This is a genomic window from Deinococcus misasensis DSM 22328, from assembly GCF_000745915.1.
In the GTDB taxonomy this organism is placed as follows: domain Bacteria; phylum Deinococcota; class Deinococci; order Deinococcales; family Deinococcaceae; genus Deinococcus_C; species Deinococcus_C misasensis.
This window is the reverse complement of sequence record NZ_JQKG01000055.1, coordinates 1-24,782: the sequence shown is the minus strand read 5'-3', so window position 1 is coordinate 24,782 and position 24,782 is coordinate 1. Positions and strand designations below refer to the sequence as shown.

19 protein-coding genes are annotated in these 24,782 nt (G+C 54.1%); 11 read left to right on the top strand and 8 right to left on the bottom strand.

The genetic code is table 11. The features are described 5' to 3' along the window. Window positions 1-292: helix-turn-helix domain-containing protein (locus tag Q371_RS27335; protein WP_034344092.1), on the bottom strand; the 292-nt coding region annotated here is incomplete at its 3' end. 162 nt (window positions 293-454) lie between these two features. On the opposite strand from Q371_RS27335, the gene Q371_RS20740 reads away from it, so the two are divergent. Then, the gene (locus Q371_RS20740; RefSeq protein ID WP_169743898.1) at window positions 455-3,271 is read left to right on the top strand and encodes a PA14 domain-containing protein; all 2,817 of its coding nucleotides are present in this window, start codon (window positions 455-457) and stop codon (window positions 3,269-3,271) included. A gap of 72 nt (window positions 3,272-3,343) precedes the next feature. Here the strand turns inward: Q371_RS20740 and Q371_RS20735 are convergent, their stop codons facing one another. From Q371_RS20735 to Q371_RS20725, 3 genes are all read right to left on the bottom strand, one after another. Further along, window positions 3,344-4,192 carry an SDR family oxidoreductase gene (locus Q371_RS20735; protein ID WP_034344090.1) on the bottom strand — a complete coding sequence of 283 codons (849 nt, stop codon included), beginning with the start codon at window positions 4,190-4,192 and terminating at the stop codon, window positions 3,344-3,346. Between the two features lie 170 nt (window positions 4,193-4,362). Next, window positions 4,363-4,842 carry a GNAT family N-acetyltransferase gene (locus Q371_RS20730; RefSeq protein ID WP_051964946.1) on the bottom strand — a complete coding sequence of 160 codons (480 nt, stop codon included), beginning with the start codon at window positions 4,840-4,842 and terminating at the stop codon, window positions 4,363-4,365. A 21-nt stretch (window positions 4,843-4,863) separates the two neighbouring features. After that, window positions 4,864-5,712: an IclR family transcriptional regulator gene (locus tag Q371_RS20725; protein ID WP_211253874.1), complete on the bottom strand. Its 849-nt coding sequence runs from the start codon at window positions 5,710-5,712 to the stop codon at window positions 4,864-4,866. 262 nt (window positions 5,713-5,974) lie between these two features. Here Q371_RS20725 and glsA point away from each other — a divergent pair, with 262 nt between their 5' ends. The 3 genes from glsA (at window position 5,975) to Q371_RS20710 (ending at window position 8,277) form a co-directional block, all read left to right on the top strand. Then, entirely contained in the window at window positions 5,975-6,955 is a 981-nt protein-coding gene (glsA, locus tag Q371_RS20720) for a glutaminase A (RefSeq protein ID WP_051964944.1), read from the top strand. Further along, window positions 6,952-7,773, top strand: a complete 822-nt coding sequence (locus tag Q371_RS20715; RefSeq protein WP_034344089.1) for a hypothetical protein — start codon at window positions 6,952-6,954, stop codon at window positions 7,771-7,773. The genes glsA and Q371_RS20715 overlap by 4 nt, the downstream gene beginning before the upstream one ends. Window positions 7,774-7,920: 147 nt before the next feature. Then, complete coding sequence (locus Q371_RS20710; protein ID WP_034344088.1) at window positions 7,921-8,277, top strand: transposase; 357 nt, start codon at window positions 7,921-7,923, stop codon at window positions 8,275-8,277. A gap of 33 nt (window positions 8,278-8,310) precedes the next feature. Here the strand turns inward: Q371_RS20710 and Q371_RS20705 are convergent, their stop codons facing one another. Beyond that, window positions 8,311-8,733: a hypothetical protein gene (locus tag Q371_RS20705; protein WP_034344087.1), complete on the bottom strand. Its 423-nt coding sequence runs from the start codon at window positions 8,731-8,733 to the stop codon at window positions 8,311-8,313. Between the two features lie 133 nt (window positions 8,734-8,866). Then, entirely contained in the window at window positions 8,867-9,928 is a 1,062-nt protein-coding gene (locus Q371_RS20700) for a LacI family DNA-binding transcriptional regulator (protein WP_034344086.1), read from the bottom strand. A gap of 533 nt (window positions 9,929-10,461) precedes the next feature. Here Q371_RS20700 and Q371_RS20695 point away from each other — a divergent pair. The 5 genes from Q371_RS20695 to Q371_RS20670 all read left to right on the top strand — a co-directional run bounded on the left by Q371_RS20695 (window position 10,462) and on the right by Q371_RS20670 (window position 19,267). Beyond that, window positions 10,462-11,667, top strand: a complete 1,206-nt coding sequence (locus tag Q371_RS20695) for an extracellular solute-binding protein (protein ID WP_034344085.1) — start codon at window positions 10,462-10,464, stop codon at window positions 11,665-11,667. 301 nt (window positions 11,668-11,968) lie between these two features. Next, entirely contained in the window at window positions 11,969-14,653 is a 2,685-nt protein-coding gene (locus Q371_RS27330) for an ABC transporter permease subunit (protein ID WP_051964942.1), read from the top strand. Window positions 14,654-14,854: 201 nt separating this feature from the next. Next, the gene (locus Q371_RS20680; RefSeq protein WP_051964940.1) at window positions 14,855-17,095 is read left to right on the top strand and encodes a glycoside hydrolase family 2; all 2,241 of its coding nucleotides are present in this window, start codon (window positions 14,855-14,857) and stop codon (window positions 17,093-17,095) included. A 113-nt stretch (window positions 17,096-17,208) separates the two neighbouring features. After that, window positions 17,209-18,324 (top strand): glycoside hydrolase family 53 protein, encoded by a 1,116-nt coding sequence (locus Q371_RS20675; RefSeq protein ID WP_051964938.1) that lies wholly within the window; start codon window positions 17,209-17,211, stop codon window positions 18,322-18,324. A 199-nt stretch (window positions 18,325-18,523) separates the two neighbouring features. After that, window positions 18,524-19,267, top strand: coding sequence for a hypothetical protein (locus Q371_RS20670; RefSeq protein ID WP_157442858.1), 744 nt, complete (start codon window positions 18,524-18,526; stop codon window positions 19,265-19,267). A gap of 370 nt (window positions 19,268-19,637) precedes the next feature. Here the strand turns inward: Q371_RS20670 and Q371_RS20665 are convergent, their stop codons facing one another. Continuing rightward, window positions 19,638-20,174 carry a PadR family transcriptional regulator gene (locus Q371_RS20665; RefSeq protein WP_034344083.1) on the bottom strand — a complete coding sequence of 179 codons (537 nt, stop codon included), beginning with the start codon at window positions 20,172-20,174 and terminating at the stop codon, window positions 19,638-19,640. Between the two features lie 171 nt (window positions 20,175-20,345). Here Q371_RS20665 and Q371_RS20660 point away from each other — a divergent pair, with 171 nt between their 5' ends. Beyond that, window positions 20,346-21,413 carry an FtsX-like permease family protein gene (locus tag Q371_RS20660; protein ID WP_034344082.1) on the top strand — a complete coding sequence of 356 codons (1,068 nt, stop codon included), beginning with the start codon at window positions 20,346-20,348 and terminating at the stop codon, window positions 21,411-21,413. An 11-nt stretch (window positions 21,414-21,424) separates the two neighbouring features. Then, a complete protein-coding gene (locus Q371_RS20655) occupies window positions 21,425-22,141 on the top strand; it encodes an ABC transporter ATP-binding protein (protein WP_211253873.1) in 717 nt (238 codons plus the stop codon). A gap of 81 nt (window positions 22,142-22,222) precedes the next feature. Here Q371_RS20655 and Q371_RS20650 read toward each other — a convergent pair whose 3' ends face one another. Continuing rightward, complete coding sequence (locus tag Q371_RS20650; protein ID WP_211253872.1) at window positions 22,223-23,860, bottom strand: ABC transporter substrate-binding protein; 1,638 nt, start codon at window positions 23,858-23,860, stop codon at window positions 22,223-22,225. Window positions 23,861-24,782 lie beyond the last annotated feature (922 nt).

Genomic DNA, 24,782 nt, shown 5'->3' with positions numbered 1-24,782 from the left:
AGGTGGGATCAGCAAAACCATGTTCGGTCGCCACTTCTTGCACCCAGGTTTGCAACTGGGCTTGCTGCTGAGCCGAAAGGATTCTAGGTCTACCTGGTGGTTTGCGCGCTTTCAGACCTGACAGTCCATACTGTCTGAGGCGACGTTTCCACAGAAAAAGTGTGGAAGGGCTGATGCCATAAAAGTCACATAGTTGCTGGTGGTTGTATTTTCCTGTCAGATAGGTCTGAGCGAAGTGGAGCCGACGCTCTTCGAGCTGCATGCGGCTCAGATGTCCGGGTCGCCATGCCATACCACCACGTTACTCTACCGACTTTTCAGAGTGCCAATAGATTGGTGTTTGGTGGGGTGCTTGTCCACCCTGTCGAACATTCAGGCCTCGCGTGACAGAAATTCATGGATGGACTTCATCCATTTTGGTTTCTGTGTACACTCCCATCCAAAAAGGACCAACATGCACCATTGGAAACACAAGATTTTGCTTCTTGGAGCACTCGGGCTTTCCGCCTGTGGGATGTTCCAAACACCCAGTAAGTCCACATCGCCCAACACAGAAACCACCCCCAACATCAACTTCGAAGCCCAAGGGACCCCCATCGTGTGCAGCAACCAGAGTGCAGGGGGAAACTTTCCCTACAACTCCAATGGTCCCCTCTGGCGTCAACAGTTCTTCCTGAACGACAACGGTACCCCCCTCAATTACTCCACCTTCAGTACAGACCTTCCAGCCGTTGGCAACATCAGCATGAACCCTTATGTGTTCAATGCCAGTGGTTCAACCATCAAGCCCCAACCGTGGATGTACCAGTACATTTATGCCCCCAACACCATCCTCTCTGGCACCCAGAGCACTGGTGCAGTTGCCAACAACGTGGTGACATCCGTTTCAGGGATTTATGGTTTGCTGTACAACGACAGCCTCAAACAATTTGAAATCCGCATCTTCTCTGCTACTGGAAACAAATTCAAGCTTTATAACGCTGCTGGAGATGTGCTGCCTACGGAATACGGAGCCACTCAAACCTACTACCCCACCATCAACAACAATCGGGTGCAGATTCCCACGGGACAGAAAGTCACTCTGGAGTTCTATCTGGATCCCAAAGTGCAGTACCGCAAAGAGTTGATCTGGGCGAGTTACAAAGATGCCAGTGGGGTCAGCAAGACCGACTGGGTGACGGTGAACATGCCATATCAAGAAGGGATCCTGAAGGTGAATGCTGCAACTTACACGGTGCAGGAACCCACCGGAATCAAGACCTACCAAAGTGCTGTAAATCCTTTGCCAAAGTTCAAGTTTGTAATGCGTGGGTACAACAATCTGGTGTCTGCGGACCGTCCATTTTTAAGCCGTCAAGGGATTTACTACACCTGGCCGAGCAGTGTGCCCTCTGGGGACTGGGCAGCATGGAACCAGTTCATGGATGAGCGCAAAGACTACGTGCTGAACTGGAACCTGTACGACCAGAAGGTCGGCAGTGCCAGTGTAGATGCAAGTGGTGATCCCGTACTAAATGCTGCCACCGTGAGTACTGCTGCTCAATGGAACCTCGGGACTCCAGCGTATGCCAACGACAAGAACTGCATCAGCAAGACCTTTGCACCCGAGTATGGAAGCCAGCAAAGATTTTCGGTGATTCAACCTGCTGCAACAGTGTACTCTGGAGCAACGTTCACAGAAACGCAACAGGGATTGAAAGCGGAGTATTTTGACAACCCTGACTTCACAGGGAAGCGTGTAGAACGTTTGAACTCCCAGATCAACTTCAACTGGGGAGGATACAGCCCAGCACCATTCATTTCCCCTGAGACGTACAGCATCCGTTGGAGTGGGAGCATCACACCACCCACATCTGGAAGATACACGTTGTGGATCACCTCTGGATCTCCAGTCCGATTGGTCATCAATGGCATCAAATTGCTGGATGTGGCACAAGCAGCCCAGCCTGTTTCCGGCGAGATGTTTTTGCGTGCAGGTGAAAGTTACAGCCTTCAGATGGATTTCAAGCATCAGACAGGTGATGCTCAAATGAAATTGGAATGGCAGAACCCCCAAATGACCCGGCAGGTGGTTCCCTCTTCTGTAATGTCACCCATTGTTAAAAAATTGGTTCAAAAACAGACTGTCACGCTGAATAACAACTTTACTGTGGCTGTAAAAGAAGATGGTACTGTGTGGGGCTGGGGCAGTAATATATACAATCAAATAGGTAATGGTGTTCGTACGGATTATGGTCCTTATTTTGAGCTGGGTCAAATATTAGGATTGAATGAAATAAAAGAAGTAGCAACCAATGAATTTACTTCATATACGAACAGTCATCAATTGGCATTAGATGTAAATGGTGAAGTGTGGAGTTGGGGGAAAAATAACGATGATGGTCAACTGGGTTATCTTCCAAAAGGCAACAATTTCAACACAAAAATGGATCAATTGAGATTTTCACAATTTGCAATCCCTAAAAAAGTTGCCGGACTTCAAAAAATCAAAAAAATCCGAGTCAATTGGGATCGTAGCATAGCTATTTCTGAAGATGGAAAAATATACCAATGGGGAAATGTATATAGAACTGGATACGGATCATATCTCGTTTCAGAAATACCCGAGACGGTAAAAATAAGTGCTGGTGGCGGTGATTTTGGTGATGCAATAGATATGCTTGCTGTTGCAAAACTGGCACATGTCATATTGAAAAACGATGGTACTGTGTGGTCTTACACTGATTCAACCACATCTTTGGTTAGAGGCTATCCTGGTGGTGCGAACCACCAATTGGGGCAAATCATTGGCCTGAATGGTATTGTTGCCATCGAAGGATACGGAAATGTGATGTATGCTTTAGATGGCTCTGGACAACTTTGGAACTGGGGAGCCTCGCATTTAAATGCAAATACCAACATTACGCCCATTAAAGTCAATGTCCTGAATGATCAGAAAATCGTTCAAGTGGCTGTTGGATCGAATCTGACTTTGGTGCGTACGGAAGAAGGAGAAGTTTGGGCTTGGGGCAAAGCTTCCGAACTGGGTCAAGCAAATTTACAGAGCGCAGACCAGTTTTATCCTCCTGTAAAGATTGCTTTGCCAAACGGCCGTAAAGCAGTGGGGATAGATGCTGGAGTATCAGGACGTTTTATCACAGATGACATGGGTGACACATGGGGATGGGGTGTAAATAATAATTGTCAAATCCTCTATTTCTCATCTTGTAATTTTATAAATACAATTACGGTTCCCACAAAATACCCAATCAATGGTGTAATGTCTCCATGAAAAAATGAAACGTCAGTGATATAAAATGATTCACCGAAGATACATATCTTCGGTGAATCATTTGGTGCATCCTTACCCGAGCACCAGAGCCACAGTCTCCGCAATGGGTGTCGTCTTCCTGCCAATCAAGTCTTGCAGGTCGGTCCGTTCGGTGAACAGTTCACCTCTGGAAATGCCAGTGTCTGAGTCTGCGAAGACGAAAGCCAGAGGGGCAGGCAAGCCCACCTGTTCCAGCAGTTTCTGGTATTCGGCTTGGGGCAGGTCGTTGTAGGTCACTTCTTTGCCGGTTTGTTTGCTGATTTCTGCAGCCAGTTCGGAGAGGGTGAAGCTTTCGGTTCCGCCCAGTTCGTACGTGGTGTTCTCGTGGCCCGAGGTGCTCAGCACAGTTGCAGCGGCTTCTGCAAAGTCCTGACGGGAAGCTGCGCTGATTTTGCCTGCTCCTGCACTGCCATACAGGGCTCCTGTCTGGGCAACTTGCTGGATGCTACCTGCGTAATTTTCGTTGTACCAGCCGTTTCTCAGGAGGGTGTAGGTCAGGCCAGAGTCCAAGAGGTGCTGTTCGGTGGCTTTGTGATCTGCCGCCAGAGCCATGTCACCAGCGTTCAGGATGCTGGTGTAAACGATGTGCTTCACGCCTGCTTTCTGGGCGGCCTGAATGGCGTTCAGGTGTTGTTGCTGGCGGTTGTCGAAGCTGCCACTGGAGATCAGCAGGAATTTCTTTACCCCTTGCAGGGCGGCTTCCAGGGTCTCGGGTTGCTGGTAATCGAAGGTGCGCAGTTCCAGCCCGAGGTCTTTCAGGCTCTGGGCTTTTTGGGGGTCCCGAATGCCTGCAACGATGTTGCTGGCAGGAATGCCTTTGTTCAGCAGGGTTTTGATGGTGTGTTGTCCAAGTTGGCTGGTGGCAGCAGAAATGAAAATCATGGGGTTCTCCTCTGGTTCATGTAAGGTTTTTGATTACATGGTGGATGTTGAAAGGCGACTTTGACGTGGATCCTCTGACTGCGGAAACTTCTCCTGTAAAAATAATAATTACAAGAAAGGGATTTGTCAATGCTTTGCAGCTCTGGTTTTCTCAGAATGCTTTTTTGGCTTCAGGGATTGGTGCGGGTTTTCTCCATGTAGACCATCGAAAAGCCCTTGCCCGTGTCCTGCCTTTGAAACTCCCGATACCCGAGTTTCTGGTACAGCCGGATGTTGCTGGCACTTTTTTCTCCTGTGAACAGCTCAAAACGCAGCACTTCAGGAAACTGCTTTTCGATGTCCAGCAAAAGGGTTTTTCCGAGCCCCTGACCTTGGTGGTCTGGATGGACCATCAACCTGCCCACATGACAGGTCTGGCCTTCTGTCCTTCCACGCACCGATCCGATCAGTTGCCCCTCATGCCAGAGGCAAAGGATGGTGTGGTGCAGCATGTCCTGTTGCATGGAATCCAGACTCTGGGTCAGGGGTGCAATGGGGATGTTGCCATACAGAGCAGATTCTGAAAGAAAGCACCGTTTTTGCAGATCCAGCAAAAGGGCAGCGTCTTCAGGGCGGGCCAGACGCAAATCAAAAGGAGGCACAAAGGGCATGTCAAAAGTCCTTTCAGGGTTTCAAAGGGGCAAAAGTTGCATGCCTTTCAGCATGGTCAGAAAAAAATCAGGATCGCCCAGCCATGCCTGACTGTACCCGAGGTCATGGGAAAGTTCTCGAGCGGTGTCGTTCAGCAAGTGTAAATCCCTTTTGATGTCCTGCTCGCTCGGATAGGCGGTGCTGGCCGCCCCTATGCTGATGGCAGCCAGAAAATGACCGTTGGCCCCAAAAACAGGTGCAGCCAATTCGACAGAGTGTTCCACCACTTCACCAAAACTGGCCGCCATCCAGGTTTTCTGGGTCAGGGTGTCCAGTGTTTTCAATTCCTCCAGAGAGGTCGGGGTGGTGTGGGTGTACCGCTGATGAGGAGCCAGAAAGGTGTGCTCTCGCACGCTGTTGGGGGCAAAAGCCAGCAGAAGGCGGGCAGAGGCCCCACAGTAAAGCTGCACCCTCTGGCCGGGCACGATGTACAGCCGGAGTCCGGCCTGTGCCTGAACCACTTCGGTGTACACCCCTTCTGAACCGTCCAGCACGGCCCACTGACTGGTATGGCCTGTGGTGTTCCTGAGCCGTTCCAGATAGGGGAGTGCGATGGCTCTGGAAGGAGAGCTTTCTTGCACGAAGGCCCCCAGCCGAATGAATTGAGACCCGAGGCGGTATTCGTCCCCTTCGCGGCGCAGGAAACGGTATTTTTCCAGCACCCGGATGGACCTGAGGCAACTGGCTTTGGGCAAACCGCTTTCGCGTGCCAGAGCGGAAAGTGTCCAGCTCGGGCGTTCTGGGCTGAAGAAACCCAGCAGGTGAAAAGGCCGTTCAAGGATGGGGATTCCTGAATCGGGTTCAAGATTGCGGTCCGTTGAGTGGTCCACTGTAGCGATCACCGAACCAGATTTGTATATTGGAGAAATCCTGACAGCATCCTCTGGTCCGGCAAGGACCCCACAACATCCAGCAAGAAGGGAGAACAGATCAAAGTCACAGCAACAGTAGACATGCATCCAGTCTAACATTTGCCGTCAAGGCTTGAAGTTTTGACGGCAGACAGGCCCAATCCTCCTGAGCACCGTTCAAAACCCTCCCACCATCTGTTCCCATCCACCGTGTTCCAGTGGATGAACCCCCTGTGTTGCCATGAACATGACCCCTCCTGTTTCCCGAAATGTTTCCCAATCTGGCCTCCTCAAACACCATCTTCAGAGCGTGCACGATGCCTTGAAGGACGACCTTCAAGGCACTTTGCCTGCCTACATCCCAGAGCTTGCCCAAGCCGATGTTCACACTTTTGCCCTCAGCATCACCCTCCCTGACGGTGAGACCGTGCAGGTTGGGAACACAGCCAAGACCTTCACCTTGCAGTCTTTGTCCAAACCGTTCAGCTACCTGCTGGCCCTGCAAACCTGTGGCTTTGATGCCGTGTTGCAAGCCGTTGGCACCGAGCCCAGCGGAGACCCTTTCAACTCCATCCGGCTGGAAGACCGGAAATCCCGACCAGACAATCCGATGGTGAATGCAGGTGCCCTTGTGGTGGCCCAGATGCTGCTGGAAAAGCATGGTTCAAGCGCCCCTTCTGAAGTGCAGGGTTGGTTTGAAAGGGTGCTCGGGCATCCTGTGCACCTGAACCCACAGGTGCTGCAATCCGAATTGCAAACAGGACATCGCAACCGGGCCATCGTGCACCTGATGCGCAATCTGGGCATGGTCCAGCAAGATCCCGAGGAGGTCCTGACCTTCTATTTGCAACTGTGCGCTTTGCAAGTGCAAGTCAAAGACCTGTCCCTGCTGGGTGCCCTGCTTGCAGGCTCTGGCAGGCATCCCATTTCAGGCCAGCAGGTGGTGTCTCAGGAGGTGGTCAGGCAAGTGCTCAGTGTGATGTTCAGTTGTGGCATGTACAACAGTGCGGGAGACTGGGCCTGCAAAGTGGGTTTGCCTGCCAAAAGTGGAGTCAGCGGAGGTCTGCTGGCGGTGGCCCCCGGAAAACTCGGGTTGGCGGTCCATTCTCCCAGCCTCAACACACACGGACACAGCCACAGGGGGGTTCTGGCTTGCCAGATGCTGGCCCAGAGGTTGCACCTCCACCTGCTGGATGCTTGGAACATGGAGGGGCAGGCATGACCCTGTTGCATGCTGCACGCACCCACCACCGTCCAGACCGCGAAGCCCTTTTGGACTGTTCCAGTCTGTCTTCGGCTCTGGTGTCGCTCAGTTCAGGGTTGCAGGTGCCACAGCACCTCCTGCAAGACCTCCTGCTGGACATTCCTCCTCGCAAAATCCATTCCAGAAAAAGCCTCAAAGCTTCACCCCCTGATGAAGCGCTCTGGGCAGAACTCCAGAGAAAATACCCCATCCGTCCCTGGAGTCAGGGCACCTGTTGGTTTCACCTTGGCCGGACGTGTGCAGTTGGCAGTTATTCCAGAGGATTGTTGCCGCTTGGGCAGGTGTTGCCAGAGCTCTGGGACCTGCTGGAAAGTTGCGCCAGTCCCCATGTGACGCTTGCACAGTGGCAGGACTTCAAGGCGAATCTCGGAAACCACCGTCTGGCATGGCTTTACGAGCAGAAAGTGCAGGATGAGAGGCAATGGGGGCCGCATGGGATGTTGTTCAAAGAGGCGGCATTCCAGCCTGAGCGCTACGGGCAGCAGGATTTTCTGGAGGCCAGTGAAACGGTGATGGACATTTGCCGTTGTTTTCAGGGCACATTCGGGGTGGATTTGCTGGAGGGATACCGTCGGGCCACAGAGCCGTGTGTGGTGCAGTTCTGGACGCCAGGAACCAGCAAAACCGCATGGGTGAAAGCGGTGTACTGGGTGTATGGAAAATTGCAGGGTCTGGAGATCACACCCCAGCACAACCTGTTCTGGGATGCCAGAGGCTGTTCTGTCTCGGGGCATCAGATCCTGCACATTGAGGTTTTGCAGCCCATGAAACCGTAAACGATTCCATTCTTGAAATGTGGCCCCTCTGTATTTTGATGAAGTCCAAAACAGTTTTCATTGACAGCAAAAAGGGGTATGGTTAAATTCGTTGAAGCGTTTTCGATTCGATTTGCTGCCCCTGCCCCACCCTCAACAGGAGAGCACATGACCCATTTTGATTCAGAAACCCTTGACCGCAACCAGTGGGATGCCATGTTGCTGAGTATCCCTCAACTGTCCGCCCGAGACAAACGCAACTTTGAAGCCGTGCTCCATGTTTTGCTTTCTGGCATGGCATGGGAAGACTTCCCGGAGGAGGAATTCGGAATGAGCTTCCGCACCCCCTGGAACAGGTACCGGCACTGGCAACAAACCGGACTGTGGCCCCTGATGCTGCAGGCGTACTGTTCCACCCTCCCAGAGGCCATGCAGCACAGTTGGAAAGCCCGCATGTTTCAGGCGGAAGAACACCGCTTGCGGCGCTCGGGTTCTCGAAAAAGGGCCGCTCTGGAGAAAGCCTGAAAGGACAACTCAGGGGATGCCACCCGAGGGGTTTTATTGAGGTTCAATTGCACCGGTTTCTGGATTCAGGATGGCGGTTTGAAGGTGCTCTGGATCGAATTTCACCCAGCCGAGGTCATCAGGGAGTTCAAAGGTTGTGGCTTCCTGAGGTGGATTTTGCATGAGCAAAATCACCTGAGGGTTTGCCAAGGTTGAGGCTTCTTTTTGCATGGCAGGAGGGTGGATTCCACTTACGACAGGTGATGGTGAGAGCGTGTCGTGGTTGGAAACATAAAACTGGTAGTTCTCTTCCCATGTGATGACGTTGTTGTAGTAGGGCATGAAATTCATCCATGCCAGATTGCTTTCAGCACCGCCACCAGCAACAGGTTTCTGGACCACGATCTGGTATCCAGCTTGTTGCAAGGCTTCGAGGTTCTCTTGTGTGAAATCCAAAGTCAATTGATAGGTGCCCATCTGCTTCCTTTCTGATGAAGAACCTTTGCATCTAGTGCTCAATGTATCACCAGTTCGTTCTTCATGACATCCTGCTTGCGATGTTGGCATCATAAGCCCCCCATTTGAAAGGCTTCATCAGGGAAAACCCTATCTAGGGGTTCAGGGCTCGGGTGGTGTTGCGGATCACCATGTGGGTGGGGACCACCGTCCGGCACCTGGAGACCGTTTCGCCCCGGATCAGGCCCATCAGGCCATTCATGGCTGCGGCTGCCATTTCCTGTGTCGGATGGTGCACAGTGGTCAGACCCCCTGCAATGAACTCAGAACCCAGAATGTTGTCAAAGCCGACCAGAGAGAGGTCCTCTGGAACCCGAATGCCTGCTTGCACCAGATCGCTGTGCAGCAAGATGGTTTGCAAATCGGTTGCTCCCACCACTCCGGTCACTTCGCCGTTCTGAAACAGGGAAAGGATGGTCTGGGGATCTTCCGTATGCAGACGTTCATCGGGTGTGAGTCCTGCTTTTTTGAGGGCGTTCTGATACCCCTGATGGCGCATGCTGAAGTGCTGGTTCGGGCTTTTCTCACCGGGTCCGAAAAAGGCAATTTTCTGGTGTCCCAGAGACAGCAGGTGCTCGGTGGCCAGTGCTGCTCCACCTTTATGGTCGATGTCAGCGTAACCCACACCTGGCGGGACATCCTGCGTCCAGAGCGCCATCATTTTGATGCGTCTGGGATCCAGTTTGGTCAAAAGGGGGTGCTGAATGGTGGGGTTGGTGCGCAAAATCAGACCTTCCACCCGGCCATCCAGAAAACGGTGGGCGATGTCCTCAGAGGGATGGGTGGACTCGGGATACACCACAAAAGCGGTGTTGTGGATGCGTGCCGCTTCAGTGAGTCCTGAAAGCAGGGCACCATCAAAAGTCAGGTGCACGGTCTGGATGCTGTCCATCTGTGAATTCAGTCGCAGGTGCATGGACCGGCCCGAGGAATCAAACTCGTTGAGGACCACCCCGATCATTCCACTGCGTTTGCTGCGCAGGTTCTGTGCGCTGACATTGGGCACATAACCCAGTTCCTCAGCGGCTTTGCGAACCCGTTCTACTGTGTCACGGGACACCCGGTACTCGGGACTGTTTCCGGTCAGCACCTTGGACACGGTGGCCGAACTGACTCCGGCGGCTCTGGCAACGTCTTTGATGGTCACGATGGTCATGGTCACCTGAAAATTGGGACTGGCAGGATGCCAGAGGGAATGGGGAACAGGATTTACTGTAGCACGGCGAGGAGGCTTTGCCTGCCGAGGGCACAGGGCCGAGAGCTGAGGGCTTTGTAGGGGCACAGCGTGCTGCGCCCAATGGCAGGAATCTCAGATATGGCCTGTAGGGGCGAGGCATGCCTCGCCCAGTGGCAGAAATCTCAGATGTGCGTCGCCCAGAGGCCAGAATTTGGGGTCAGGGCAACTGCGACCCCTTGTTTTGCACAGGAAGGCATGCCTCGCCTTCTTGCATCGATTTCCCAAACTTTGCGAAACCGATTTCTCTCAATGTACCCGAGTTTGAACCCGAGGTCAAGAAGATGGCCTTGGGTTGCTCTGGGTCACAAAAATCCTAGCCTAGTTTTCGCTCTGGATCGGCCTAAATCGGGGGTTTCGGCAAGCGGAATAAGGGAAAGCCCTTGACAAAATCCAGAGAAAAGCGCATAAAGAAAAGCGAAATCGTTTTCTCAAAACCAAACAGGAGTTGTCCCATGAAGAAAACCCTCTTCAGCATGACCGTCTTGCTCGCCCTCAGTGCCGCCCACGCCGAAAAACTCACCATCTGGACTGGACTCGATGGAAAAGAGCTGGAATGGCTCACCCAGACCGCCAGAGACTTTGCCAAAACCAAAGAAGGGGCTGGAGTCACCGTCGATGTGGTGGTCGTTCCCTACAACGAGATCGACAACAAACTGAAGCAAAGTGCCCCCACAGGCACCGGACCGGACCTCCTCGGCCTGCTGCCCCACGACCGGGTTGGAGCCCTCGCCACGGCTGGAGTGCTGGAACCCGTGGCCCAATACCTGGACGCCAAAACCAAAAGCGACACCCCAGAGAGCGCTCTGGACGCCATGAGCTACAACGGCAAACTGTTTGGTTTTCCCGCTTTCGGTGAAGCCGTTGCCATCGTGTACAACAAGAAACTGCTGCCCGGAGGCATTCCCAAAAACTGGAGCAGTTTCATTTCCACCAGCCAGAAACTCACCAACCCCCAGAGCCAGCAGTTTGGTTTCCTCACCAACATCACCCTGCCTTACACCGTTTACGGGTTCTACTCCGCGATGGGGGCTTACGTGTTTGGCAAGAAGGCCGATGGCAGCCTGAACCCTGCCGACATCGGTCTGGGCAACGCTGGAGCCGTCAAAGGGGCACAACTGCTTGCCGACATGCGCTTCAAACAGAACCTGATCCCCGCAGGTGCCGAAGCCACCGACGTGCAAAAAGACCTGTTCACCAAAGGCAAACTGGCCATGTGGCTCACTGGCCCATGGGACATCGGCGATGTCAAAAAGGCGGGAATTGATTACGGCGTGGGTGTGCCCCCCAAACCCACCGGAGCCAAAGGCAAATTCTCTCCCTTCGTGGGCATTCAGGGCATCCTGATGAACGCTTACGGCAAAAACAAAACCAAAGCAGCGCAGCTTGCCAAGTACCTGACCAACAGCCAGAACCAGATCGACATGAACACCATCGGCGGACGCATCCCGGTTTCCAAGACGGCTGTGCGCAAACTCAAAAACGATCCGGTGGTTGCTGGATTCGGTGCAGCCATCGCCGCAGGCACCCCCATGCCCAACATCCCCGAGATGGGCAGCGTCTGGAGCCCCTGGAACAACGCCATCACCCTCAGCGTGAAAACCGCCAATGCGGACATTCAGGGGTTGCTGGGCAAAGCCGTTTCGCAGATGGGCAAATAAGGGCTGAGGGCCGAGTGCCCAGAGCCGAGAGCATCTGCAGGGCTTTGGCAATGGCTTTATGGAATTTCCGAAGCTGAAGCCTCTGCATGCTTTTTGCCCTCTCTTGGTCTTAAAACGTGCTTGCGGGGCGGCCTTCTTGACCCTGACTACGCGCCTTGGGGACGGCCCCTACGGCGCTGGGTCGCCGCTTCGCACTGACCGCTCGGCCCTCGGCTCTCGGCACTTGGCTCTCGGCACTTGGCCCTCGGCACTTGGCTCAATCAATGAACCTCCCCATTCCCATTTTCTGAGAGGACCCCCCATGAAACGCACCCTGCAACCCAAACCCCAACTGGACCACCCGGCCCTGATGGTGCTGGCCCTGACTTTGCTGCTGGGGCTGTGTGTGCTGCTGTCTTACCTCGGGGTGCAACTGGTGCACCTGCTGTCCGGTTACCAGTTGCCCACCTGGATTGCCCTGCTGCTGGCCGGAGCTTTGATGGTTCCGGTGGCTTTTTTCCTGAACCGGAAACTTCCCGGCATCCGTCCGTGGATGTATTTGCTTCCCTCCACCCTTTTCTTGCTGGCCTTCACCGGTTATCCGCTGGCGATGACCGTGTACTACAGCTTCACCAATTATTCCGCTGCCCACTCGGGTCGTCCGGACAGTTCCACCCAGATGACCGCCACCTTTGCAGGCAACACCTTGCAGCTTGGCGAAAAGATCACCCAGTTGCGCTGCCCAGAGGGCCAGTGCGTGGGTGAAATTCTGGAAATTCAAGGGGTCCAGAAGGGCAACCCTGTGACCGTGCGCTCAGAAATTGCTGCGGCCTCGGGTCAGGCGGTCACCCTGGTCAAAGCCTTGCCAGAGGGCTTCTCGGCGCAGACGGTGCGCCGTGTGAACAAGGTCAGCTTTGTGGGCGTCCAGAACTACGAACAGGTGCTCGGGAAAGCCCGCACCCAACTGCTGCCTTTGCTGGGCTGGAACGTGCTTTACGCCCTCATCACCACTGCGGTGAACCTCGGATTTGGGGCACTGCTGGGCATTTTGCTGCACAACAAAAAACTGAGAGGCCGCAATTTATACCGTTCGATTTTGATCCTGCCCTGGGCCATTCCGGCCATCATTTCCATCCAGATGTGGCAGGTGCTGCTCAACACCAACTTTGGTGCCGTGAACCGTTTGCTCGGGATGCTGGGCATGAACCCGGCCCCTTGGCTGGAAGATCCACTCTGGGCCAAAACCGCAATTGTGCTGGTCAGTTTGTGGATGAGCTTCCCCTACTTCATGACCGCCACCCTCAGCAGCCTGTCCACCATTCCAGACGAACTTTACGAGGCTGCGGAGGTGGATGGTGCCACCCCTTTCGAGCGCTTCCGTTACATCACCCTGCCCATGCTTTCCACCTCTTTTGTGCCCATTGCATTGTCTGCATTTGCGGCGGGTTTCAACAACATCACCCTGATTTTCCTCCTGACGGGTGGCGGACCGGCCATCAACGTGGACGATCCCACCGCCCAGAGCACCGACATTTTGCTCTCCTGGGCCTACAAAACCGCCTTTGTGTACGGTGGGGGAGAGCAGTACGGACTGGCCAGTGCCATTGCCGTGGTGATCGGGGTGCTGACCGTCCTGATTTCCGTGGTGAACTTCAGCGTGTCCGGGGTCTTCAAAGAAGCCAAAAACACCGAATCCCAGAACTCAGGCTGGACGTTGCCTGCTCCAGTCAAAACCGCTCTGGGTTGGCTGGCTGTGCTGGTCATGGTGGTCTTCCTGATCCGCACAGTGCTGCAACTGAAAAGCACCGTTGGGATGCCGTCTTTCGCCATCTACTTTCAGCCCGGAGGATGGCTTTACGTGGTGCTCGGGTTTGTGCTGCTGGTGCTGCTGGTCTCTGGAGTCATGTTCCTGATTGCCCGCAAAAACCAGAAATCTTTCGTGAACGTGTTCCTGTCCACCCTCACCCATGCGGTTCTGGTCGTGACGGTTCTGGCCGTGCTTTACCCGGTCATTTACGTGCTGGCCGCTTCCTTTGACCCCCTCAACCGCCTGAGTCAGGCATCTCTGGGTGGCCCCGAGGAACCCCTCTTGGTGCGTGCCCGAGTTTTGCCTTCCCTGACCGGCCTGAGTTTTGCCAACTACCAGAGCCTCTTTCAAGGGGTGCAGGTGCAGGCGTGGCAGTGGGGAGCACTCATCCTCTCTGGTGTGGTTTTTCTGGCTTCACAGGTGCTCAGGTTTGTGGGTGCCAGAGGTGCGGCAAGTGAAAAACGCTCCTCTGTGATGGGTTACGTGACCCTTGGACTGGTGGCCCTGTTCGTGATCACCCTGAGCCCTGCCCAATTCACCACCGACAATCCCGCCTCCAAATTCCTCCTGTGGGTCAGGAACACCCTGCTGATCTCGGGTTTCACTGGACTGGTCACCCTTGCACTCACCACCACCGCTGGATACGCTCTGGCCCGCATGAAATTCAAAGGGCGCATGCAGTTCCTGATGGTGATCATCTTCCTGCAAATGTTCCCCGGTCTGCTCGGTCTGATCGCCATTTACAGCCTGATGAACACCCTCGGACTGGTCAACACCTTCTCTGGCCTGATTCTGGCCTACACCGGAGGCATCATCGCTTTCGCCACCTGGATTTACAAAGGCTACGTGGAAAGCCTGCCCCACAACCTCAACGAAGCCGCTCTGGTGGATGGTTGCACCCCATGGCAGTCCTTCACCAGAATCATCCTGCCCCTCTCTGGCCCGATGCTGGTCTTCATCTTCCTGCTGCAGTTCATCGGGTCTTACGCCGAATACTTCCTGGCGAATGTGCTTTTGACCGGCGCTGAAAACTGGAACATCGGGGTGGGCCTGCGTTCTTTCGCCAGCAACCAGTTCACCGTGCAGTACGGACCTTTCACCGCAGCTTCGGTGCTGGGAGCCCTGCCGATTGTGCTCTTGTTCTTCTCCTTCCAGAAAATTTTCATCTCTGGCTCGACCAGTGGTGCGGTGAAGGAATGAAGCCATCAGCGGTCAGCCGTCAGCTTTCAGTGAGAAGGGCTTTGGCGCAGGCTTTTTGTGCGCATGCAGGCAAACCTTGGCTGGATGGTATCCGTATGGGATTTCGCTGATCCAGAGCCAACGCTTCACAAAATCTTTCTGCTGACCGCTGATCGCTTTTTGCCCCCCCTCCCACACCCTACAAGCCAAACAAGGAGCCCCATGTCACGTTTGCACCTCCCCCTCAACACCCACTGGGAATTCATTCCTGAAGACCATCCAGAGTTTGCCACCCGCCAGTACACTGGCCCTTCCACAGAAGTCAGTGTTCCGCACACCGTCAAGGAAGTCCCACACCACAATTTCACCGAGGCCGAGTACAGCCTGATCTCGTGGTACCGCCGCGACCTGAGCATTCCAGAGGCGTTCTCTGGCAAGCGCTTGATCTTGCATTTCGATGGGGTGATGCTGGCTGCCGAGGTGTTCCTCGATGGGGTCAAACTTGCAGAGCACCGGGGCGGATTCACCCCTTTTCAGGTGGACCTCACCGACCATGTGGTGCCCGGAAAAACCCACCTGCTGGCTGTCAGGGTGGATTCCAGAGAACGCACAGACATTCCGCCTTTCGGAAACCTTGTGGATTACATGACCTTTGGAGGCATTTACCGCGAAGTGCACCTGAAAGTGCTGGACCCCCTGCACATCGAAAACGTGTTCTTTAAAGGGCAGGATGTGCTCTCGGGCCTTCCCTCTGCCGAAATCGAAGTGACCGCCTTGAACACCGGAATCATCCCCGAGGAGGTTGCTTTGACCGTTGAATTGCAGGATCACACAGGGCAAACGGTCTCTGTTGTGCAGGAGGTGCGGACCTTCGAAGCTGGCCCCTCAGTGCACACCCTGAGGTTGCTGGACCTGACCGGAATTGAACTCTGGGACATCGAAAACCCTGTGCTCTACACCCTGAAAGTGCATCTGGGCACCAGAGACCGTCTGGACACCCGCGTGGGTTTCCGTGAAAGCGAATTCCGCACGGACGGTTTCTATTACCTGAACGGCAGAAAAGTCACTTTGCGGGGCATGAACCGCCACCAGACCTACCCCTACATTGGTGCTGCTGCCCCAGAGCGTTTGCAGAAAAAAGACGCCGACCTGATCAAATTCGATCTGGGCTGCAACATGGTCCGCACCAGCCATTACCCCCAGAGCCCGCACTTTCTGGACCGCTGCGATGAAATCGGCCTGTTGGTGTTCACGGAAATGCAGGGCTGGCAGCACATCGGAGATCAGGATTGGCAGGACCTGTCTGTGGACCTCCTGCATGATCTGGTGGTTCGGGACCGCAACCACCCCTCCATCGTTTTGTGGGGGGCCCGGGTCAATGAAAGCCCGGACCACACCGACTTTTACACCCGCACCAACCGTCTGGTGCACGACCTTGATCCGACCCGGCAAACCGGAGGGGTGCGGTGCTTCTTTGGCAGTGAACTGCTCGAAGACGTGTACACCATGAACGATTTCGCAGCCACCCTCACCCCATACCATGACCGTGCCCCCCGGTATCTGGTCACCGAGTATTCCGGCCACATGTTCCCCACCAAGAGTTTCGATCAGGAAGAACGGGTGGTGGCCCACGCCCTCAAACACGCAGGCATCCTGAACCAGATCGGGGCTCTGGGGATCGCTGGGGGCATTGCATGGTGCGCTTTCGATTACAACACCCACGCGACTTTCGGCAGCGGAGACCGCATCTGTTACCACGGGGTGATGGACATCTTCCGTCAGCCCAAATTTGCCGCCCACCTGTACGCCAGCCAGCAATCCCCAGAGCACAAAAAAGTCCTTTTCGCGGCGACTTACTGGACCCGGGGGGATGTCAACGAGGGCTTGATCAGTCCGGTGTGGATTTTCTCCAACCTGGACCGTGTGGAGGTGTACGTCTCGGGCAAACTGGAAGGCGAGGCGGTCAGGGCCACTGACGAATACCCGCACCTCGAATACCCCCCTTTCAAAATGCAGAACATCTCTGGCGGATGGGGCGAGAATTTCGGTGCACTGGAACTGCGCGGATACCTCGGGTCTGAAGTGGTCGCCACCCATCACCTTGCTGCAGACGGCATCCCCCAGAAACTGGTCTTCGAGGCCGATGACCCGGTGATCCATGCCGATGGGGCAGACCTCACCCGCCTTTCCCTGCGCATCACCGACGAATACGGCAACACCCTGCCTTTCGCATGGGGTCCAGTGCTGCTGGACATCGATGGCCCCGGTGTGTTGGTCGGTGAGCACCCTCTGGTCCTGCCCGGAGGTCAAGGGGCCGTGTACCTTCGCAGCACCCGGATTCCCGGCACCGTGACCGTAACCGCCAGAGCACAGGGCTTGCCTGCTCAGACAGTGCAGGTTCGCACGCAGGAGCGTGCTGCAGAAGGCAGAAAGCTGAAGGCAGAAGGCCTTTTGAGTTTGTGAGATGCTGCTGGTCCCATCCAGGTTCTTATATTCAGCGAAAGCTTGAGCTTTTCATTTTCATGCCTTCTGCTTTCTGCCTTTGGCCTTCTGCTTCCCAATAAGGAGACCCCCCAATGAAAAAACCCCTCATCACCCTTGCCCTCGTTTCCCTCTCGGTCGGTTGCAGCAATGCCCGAACCCCTGACCCGCTTCCCAAGTTCATAGGAGGTGCAGACGCCTCTTACGTGACCCGGGTGGAAGACAAAGGCGGGGTCTACAAAGACCCTGAAGGCAAGCCCATTGATTTCTTCAAAGCCCTGAAAGACAGCGGAGTGAATCAGGTGCGCTTGCGGGTCTGGAACGATCCCACGGAGGGCTACAACAACCAGTGGGACACCCTGAAACTGGCAAAACGGGCCAAAGATGCTGGGCTCGGGTTGCTGCTGGACTTCCATTACTCGGATTTCTGGGCGGATCCTGCCCACCAGACCAAACCAGACGCATGGAAAAAACTCAATCTCACTGAACTCAAGTTTGCGGTGCGCCAGTACACCCGTTCGGTGGTCCAGAGCCTGATCGATCAGGGCACCCCTCCAGACATGGTGCAAATCGGCAATGAAATTTCAGCAGGAATGCTCTGGAACGAGGGGCGCGTGTACCATCCAGAGCAGGACTTCAACACCGACAAGCAGTGGAATCAGCTTGCAGACCTCATCAAAGCAGGGATCTCTGGTGTGAAAGATGCAGGCTCAGATGCCAGCATTGTGGTGCACATCGACAAGGGGGGCAGCAACACCGAAGCCCGCAACTTTTACGACAAACTGGTGGCGCGTCAGGTGCCTTTTGACACCATCGCCCTGTCTTACTACCCTTACTGGCATGGACCTCTGGACAAACTCAAAGAGAATGTCCGTGACCTGATGGAACGTTACAACAAGGACGTGATTCTGGCCGAGACCGCTTACCCTTTCACTCTGGCATGGAACGACTGGACCAACAATGTGATTGGCCTTCCTGAGCAGCTTCCTGCCACCTATACACCCACTCCAGAGGGCCAGAAACAGATGCTTCAAGACCTGATTGCTGCCCTGAAATCCGTGCAGGGCAAGCACCGCACAGGGGTGTTCTACTGGGGTGGAGAATGGATTTCCACAGGCCCAGAGGACACCTCGGGTTCCAGCTGGGAAAATCAGGCCTTGTTCGACTTTGAAGGAAAAGCTTTGCCTGTGCTGGGTGCTTTCAAGGAGTGATAGGCCATGGGTCGGACCATCAGGTGCTTTTCGATTTCTCGGACAGGGAATTGCCTGTGCTGAGGGCGTTTTTGAACCCTTGAATGAAGAAAGGAGCCTGAAAAGGCTCCTTTTTCTGTTCCCGTTCAATCAGACAAGCTCAGATTCAATCCTTGGGAGCCTTGTGGATGGTTTGCAATGTTTGGGGTACCATGGTTTCATGGGAAATTCGTTATTCAACAAACCATCCACAAAAAAACAGAACCTCAAAGAAATCTTGTCCTATGTTGCTCTAGGACTGCTTTTGGTTTGCAGTTTGGCTGTGGGACTTTTGCTGGATGGGCATGTGAAATGGGGTTTGTTGTGGTGCTTTGTTTGGTTGGGCTGCACCCCCGTTTTTTACGGCCTTTTTGAGAACCCTCTCAATTCTCCTGCTTTCTCTGATTATAAAATTGAATTTACATCCAATGGGATCAGAAGCAGGGATCGTCTGGGTTGGTTTGAATTGTCTTGGAGCGAGATCGAAAAGGCTGTTTTTTACCATCAGCTTAACGGTTGTATCCATAGGGTTGTGTTTCACTTGAAAAATGGAGAAAAGCACGGAATTGTTGTGCCTCAAAAAATGCTGACCTTAGAAAGCGAAATCAAAAGGCGATTACCACAAGACAAGTGGTTGGACAGAGGATTTTCTGCTGGTCAGCCTGTAGGTTTGATGATTTCGCTTCAGGCTACACTGACTTCCCTTTTGGCAGCTGGTTTTTTCTACTTGGAATACAAGATTGAGCTTCACAAGTGGGTGCCCATTTATCTTCCGCTGGCTTTGATGGCTCTGTATCAATTCAATGATTTAACGATTTACAATCGATATGTCAAAAAACACCAAAAATGGGTGCTGGTGGGTGTTGTTTTGGCGTTTTTGCCCATTCTGGTTGCTGTGATGAATCACTTTGCGCTGGGGTCTTAAAATGAATTGAGCCATCTATTTTGTATTTTTTATGAGGCACCTTTGGGTGCCTTTTGTTGTCAATGATGATTTATTCATGATGTGGAGACCGTTGAATGGAGTGAGATGGGTTTATTGCATTTTTGAAATTCCAAGTGCTCTCATCAATCCACCCAGGATTGGAGAGAGCACTTGCCGTTGACGTTCCAAATGGTTGAGGACGGAAGATTTGGAGGTTCGCCAGGGTTTTTCTTGGGATGCATCCCCATCTCAGGCCAAACTGAATTTTCTTCTCAGAAGGTAGGGGCAGATTTCAAGCATTTGGCAAAGAAACCAAAGTTGACTTGTCCGGGTGGGTGATTCAGGCACCAGAGGTTTCTTTTGGCTCCTCTCATTCCACGGACAAACGCAGCAAGGTGTCTTGCAGCCATGCCAGATCGGCTTTCAGAAGGTTCAGTTGTCTGGAGACCGTCAAATCCACCCCGAGCAGTCCCCGCCCGATGCTGCCTTCGTGAACAGGGACTTTGTGCAGCCCCTCAATTTGTTTTTCGAGCAGTTTGGCCCGGTCTTGCAGCAAGGTGAGGACTTCTGCGTGGGGCAACTGGTTCATGAACAGCATCCCGAGGTTGCCGTACTCGGGCATGGGATCGGGCTGTGAGAGGTGCACCCGTAGCAGGTCCAGAAAGTGCTGTTCGCCTTTTTCGGTGAGGCCGTACACCTTGCGGGTGGGCCTGTTGCCGGATTGTTCGCTGTGGGATTCAATCAGGCCGCTTTTTTCCAGTCGGTCCAGAGCAGCATAAGCGGTGGCTTTTTTCAGGTCGGTGAAGTGCCCGAGGTTCTTTTCGATGAAGTCGTGCAACTGGTACCCGTGTTGCCGTTCGCCTTTGAGGAGACCAAGCAGCAGCAACGTGTTGGGATCGGGGGTCATGCCCCCAGAATAGTCCAGACTTGACCATTTTGCCAATTTGCATTACAGTCAAAAGTGAATAGTCAATCATGACTATTCTGAAGTTGATCAGTCAATCCCATTCCAATTGCACCTGACCTCTGGCAGGTGGACACCACGTTTTGTCCATTCAAGGACCACAGGAGAATCATCATGTTCCTAGCCCTGCGCGAATTGCAGCACCACCGTTTCCGTTCCTTTTTGCTGGGCAGCATCGTCTGCCTTATCGCCTTCATGGTGTTCATGCTGACGGGTCTCACACGGGGGCTGTCGTTTGACAACGCAGCCCTTCTCTTGACCACGCCAGCCACCCACTTCATCACCACCACAGATGCTGGAGGGGTCTTCAACCGCTCCTTCATCGATCCTCAAACCGTGAAAACCCTGCAAGACCAGAAAGAGGGGCAGGTGGCCCCTCTGGCCCAGAGTTTCATCAGCCTGAACCATCAGGGAAAACAACTCAGTGCAGTGATGCTCGGACTGGACCCTGAATCGTTCATGGCCCCCAGAGCCTCTGAAGGAACTGCCCTTGCAGCAGACAGTGAAGGGGCAGTGATCGACCAGTCTTTCCAGAAAGAAGGAGTGAAGGTCGGTGACACCCTCACCCTCAAACCGGGAGGGGAAACCCTCAAGGTGCTCGGGTTCACCGGGCAGGCCAGACTGAACCACCAGCCTGTGGTTTTCGTGACCCTCAAGGTCTGGAACACCCTCAACCCTCGGGCCAGAGGGACCCTCAGCGCAGTGGCCCTCAAAGATCCCGCTGAAACCCTGAAGCTGCCAGAGGGCGTGAAAATGCTGACCCGCGCAGAAACCCTGCAAGAATTGCCCGGCTACAAAGAAGAACTGGGCAGCCTGACCATGATTCAGGTGTTTCTGGTGGTGGTGGCCGCTTTCGTGATGGCTGTGTTCTTCTACGTGCTGACCCTGCAAAAAACCAGCCAGTTCGGCCTCCTGAAAGCGATTGGGGCCACCACCCGCACCCTTGCCACCAGTTTGATTGCCCAGATGCTGATGCTCACCACTGTGGCAGTGGTTCTGGCTGCTCTGGTGACCCTTGGCATGGTTTCCCTGCTGCCAGAGGGGATGCCCTTCCAACTCACCCTGTCCACGGTGCTTTCGGCCTCTGGCCTGCTGGTGCTGGTCGCTTTGCTGAGCAGCCTGCTGAGTTTGCGCAGCATTGCCAGAGTGGATCCCCTGATTGCCATTGGCACTGCTTCTTGAAAGGAAAAACCATGACCTACACCATGCTTTCTGATGTGACACCCTCCACCCCACTGAAAACCGCTCTGGAACTGCAAGGGGTCTCCAAGACCTACATGGACGCAGGCCAGACCATTGTTGCCCTGTATCCCACCAATTTCACCGTGAAGTCCGGTGAACTGGTGGCGGTCAAAGGCCCGAGTGGGAGCGGAAAAAGCACTTTCCTCTCTATTGCAGGTGCCCTGCTCAAGCCCACCACCGGACAGGTGCTGATTCAAGGACAGGACATCACCCACCTGCACCCATCCAAGTTGCCGGGGTTCCGGTTGCAACACCTCGGATTTGTCCTCCAGAGCAGCAACCTGATTCCCTACCTGACCGTCCGTGAGCAGCTCACTCTGGTCCCCCGTCTGGCTGGGCTTACAGGGAAACAGATCGATCAGCAGGCAGATCAACTGCTGGAAGACCTCGGGCTTTCTGCACGCAGGAATCACCATCCAGATCAGCTCTCTGGAGGGCAGAAACAACGGGTCGCGATTGCCAGAGCCCTGATGAACAACCCCGGTCTGGTGCTTGCAGACGAACCCACCGCCAGTCTGGATGGGGCTCGGGGCCGGGAGGTGGTAGAGATGCTGCGTGCACAGGTCCACCAACAGCAGAGGGCCGCAGTGATGGTCACCCACGATGACCGGGTGCTGGACCTGTGTGACCGGGTGGTGCACATCATCGACGGCAAATTGCAGGAATAACTGGACCCGAAAAAAGCCGTCCCCCTGAAAAGGGGGGCGGCTTCAAGCGTGCGAGAAGCAGGGGGTGGCGAGAAGCAGGGGTTACTTCAGCACACCCCAGAGTTTCAGGCGGTCCTGCACCAACTGGGTCATCAGGTCATTGTATTTGCTGAGTTGCTTGTCCATCACGTTCAGCATTTCGTCGTAAATGGCATCAAAGTCTTTGGGATCGGCCAGAATGGCTCTGGGGATGTATTTGCGGGTGATTTCCTGTTCACGGTTCCAGAATTCCGAGAGTGCACTGTCCTGAGGAACCGGAATGGACCATGCAGCAGCCCACGGGATGGGTTTGAACTGGTTGGCTTTGGGCAGCAAATCGCCCCAGAATTTGACTTTGTAGGCTTTCAGGGCAGCTTTTTCGGCGTCGGTGTAGCCGTCCAGAATTTGCTCTGGGAAATTGGTGGTGTAGTAGTTGCCACTCTTGTCTTTGACCCCGTCGCCATAACGCAGGGAGATGCTGTAGTTTCCGATGCCGGTTTCTCTGGTGAAGGCTGCAGGGTCTTTCTTGCGAAGTTCTTCGTATTTGGGAAGGAATTCGCGTTTGCCGTTCACCACACGGTAATGCTTGCCTTCGATGCCCCAGTTGTTGAGGATCTGGCCTTCATCGCTGGACAAGAAGTCAAGGAACTTGAGGATCTTGGCGGGGTCCTTGGCAGACTTGGTGATCCCCACGCCATAACCGCCACGGAAGCCGGTGGGTGCGTTGTAAGCGGCTTTGATTCCCGTTTTCAGCACAGCAGGGAACCGTCCGTACATCTGGTCCAATTTGCCTGCGGCTTTCAGAGAGTTGACGGCATCTCCGATCTGCCAGTTGGCATCGATCAGGCCGACCACCCGACCAGAGGCGATCTTGGAGAGGTACTGGTCGTACTTCTGGGTGAAGGATTCTTTGTCCAGCAGGCCAATGTCGTTCATGTGGTTGAGCCACCTGAAGTATTCGCGTTCCTCGGGTTTGAAGAAGTGGGGTTTGGCTTTGTAGGTTTTGGGGTCCACGTACCATTCGCCGTCGTCCCATCCGCCCGTGGCCCAGAAGGCAGGGTTGGTGACCGTGATCACGAAGCGCCAGTCGTCTGCCAGCAGGGTCAAACCGATGGTGGGCTTGCCGTCTGCGGTTTTGGGGTGTTTCTTGACGTAATCGGCAATGACTTTTTCAAAGTCTTTGAGGGTTTTGACTTTGGGGTATTTCTGTTCTTTCAATGCCCCGAGTTGCAGCTTGAACCAGGCATCGTTGTCGAAGTACACCTGTCCGATGGTGTCGTTGTTGGGGATGAAGTAAATGCCCTGATCTTTGTTGGAAAACTTCATGCGGTTGAGCTGGTTTCCAATGACTTTTTTGATGTTTGGGGCGCTCTTGTTGATCATGGAGGTGAGATCAAGCATGGCTCCAGCATCGATCAACACCCCTGCTGCACCTTTTGGAGCGATGATGTCAGGATACTGACCCGAGGCGGCAATCAGGTTGATCTTCTGGTCGGGGTCTCCTACGGCAAATTCGGCTTTGAGGAGCACCCCGGTGCGTTTGGTGATTTCCTTGCCGACATCGTCTTGCATGTTGACCCAGTTGGAGTTGGTGTCGGCAAAAAACCCGGTGATGGTGGTGACGCTCTGGGCGGAGGCCAGAGAAGAGGTCAGACCAAGGGCCATGAATCCGGAAAGCAGAACAGCAGAGGTTTTTTTCATGCGTTTCTCCTGAAACAACAGTGGAGGGAACCTGCAAACCAGTGGTGGGCAGGTGGGGCTTTGGGGCGGTCAGGGCTGTGGGGGAACAGTCCATTCAATCGAAACGATTCGAATTCGAAGCCTCCTTGAAAGTGGACAGCATGGACCGTCCACCAGATCAACTGTGGGTGGTGCTCAATTGGAATCTATGAACATTTTTAACTCGAATCGATTCGAAATGCAAGAGGGGATTCACCGATCTGGAGTCGGCCCAAAATCAACCGCTTTTCCAGACAACACCTTGCACCTCAAAATCCACAGGTTTTCAGTTCATCAATGGTCTTTTGGCATGCCATTGGCCTGACAAGCAAGTGACCACATCCCGAACAAACACAAGCGAAGGGTCAGGTGTGTGGCCTCAGGATGTTCCCTCAGAAATCCACCAGGGTAAGCGCAAAGTCGCTGTCAGGCCATACCAGCACCAAGAGCGATCAGCCATCAGCCGTCAGCAATAAGGAAAGTTTTCTGGCTGCCTTTTGAACTGAAACTCTGAGTGGCTCTCAGCTTGTGTCTTTTTGTTTTCTGTTTGCCAAAGCCTTTTGGTGAGCTTTTTGCTGAAAGCTTGTGTGTTGAGTTCATTTGGAGCGCACAATGAACTTGGTCAAGCCCTCAGGCCCCAGAGTCCGTTGAAAGCTAAGAGCCAGAGCTCGTCACTCAGATCGGACGGGCCTGAGAAGCTGATCCAAAGGTCGGACGTTATCTAAGGCATCAGAGCCTGTACACAAGACAGTCCCGACGGTCAGCGGCTTGACGATTCCATTCTAGGAGGAAAACGCATGCAAGTCATCGGTGTCGATATTGCTTGTGACAGTTTTGTGGCCTTTCATCCCCAAGACCAAACCCCCCAGAGCTTCGAGAACACCCCCAAAGGCTTTCCGTGCTT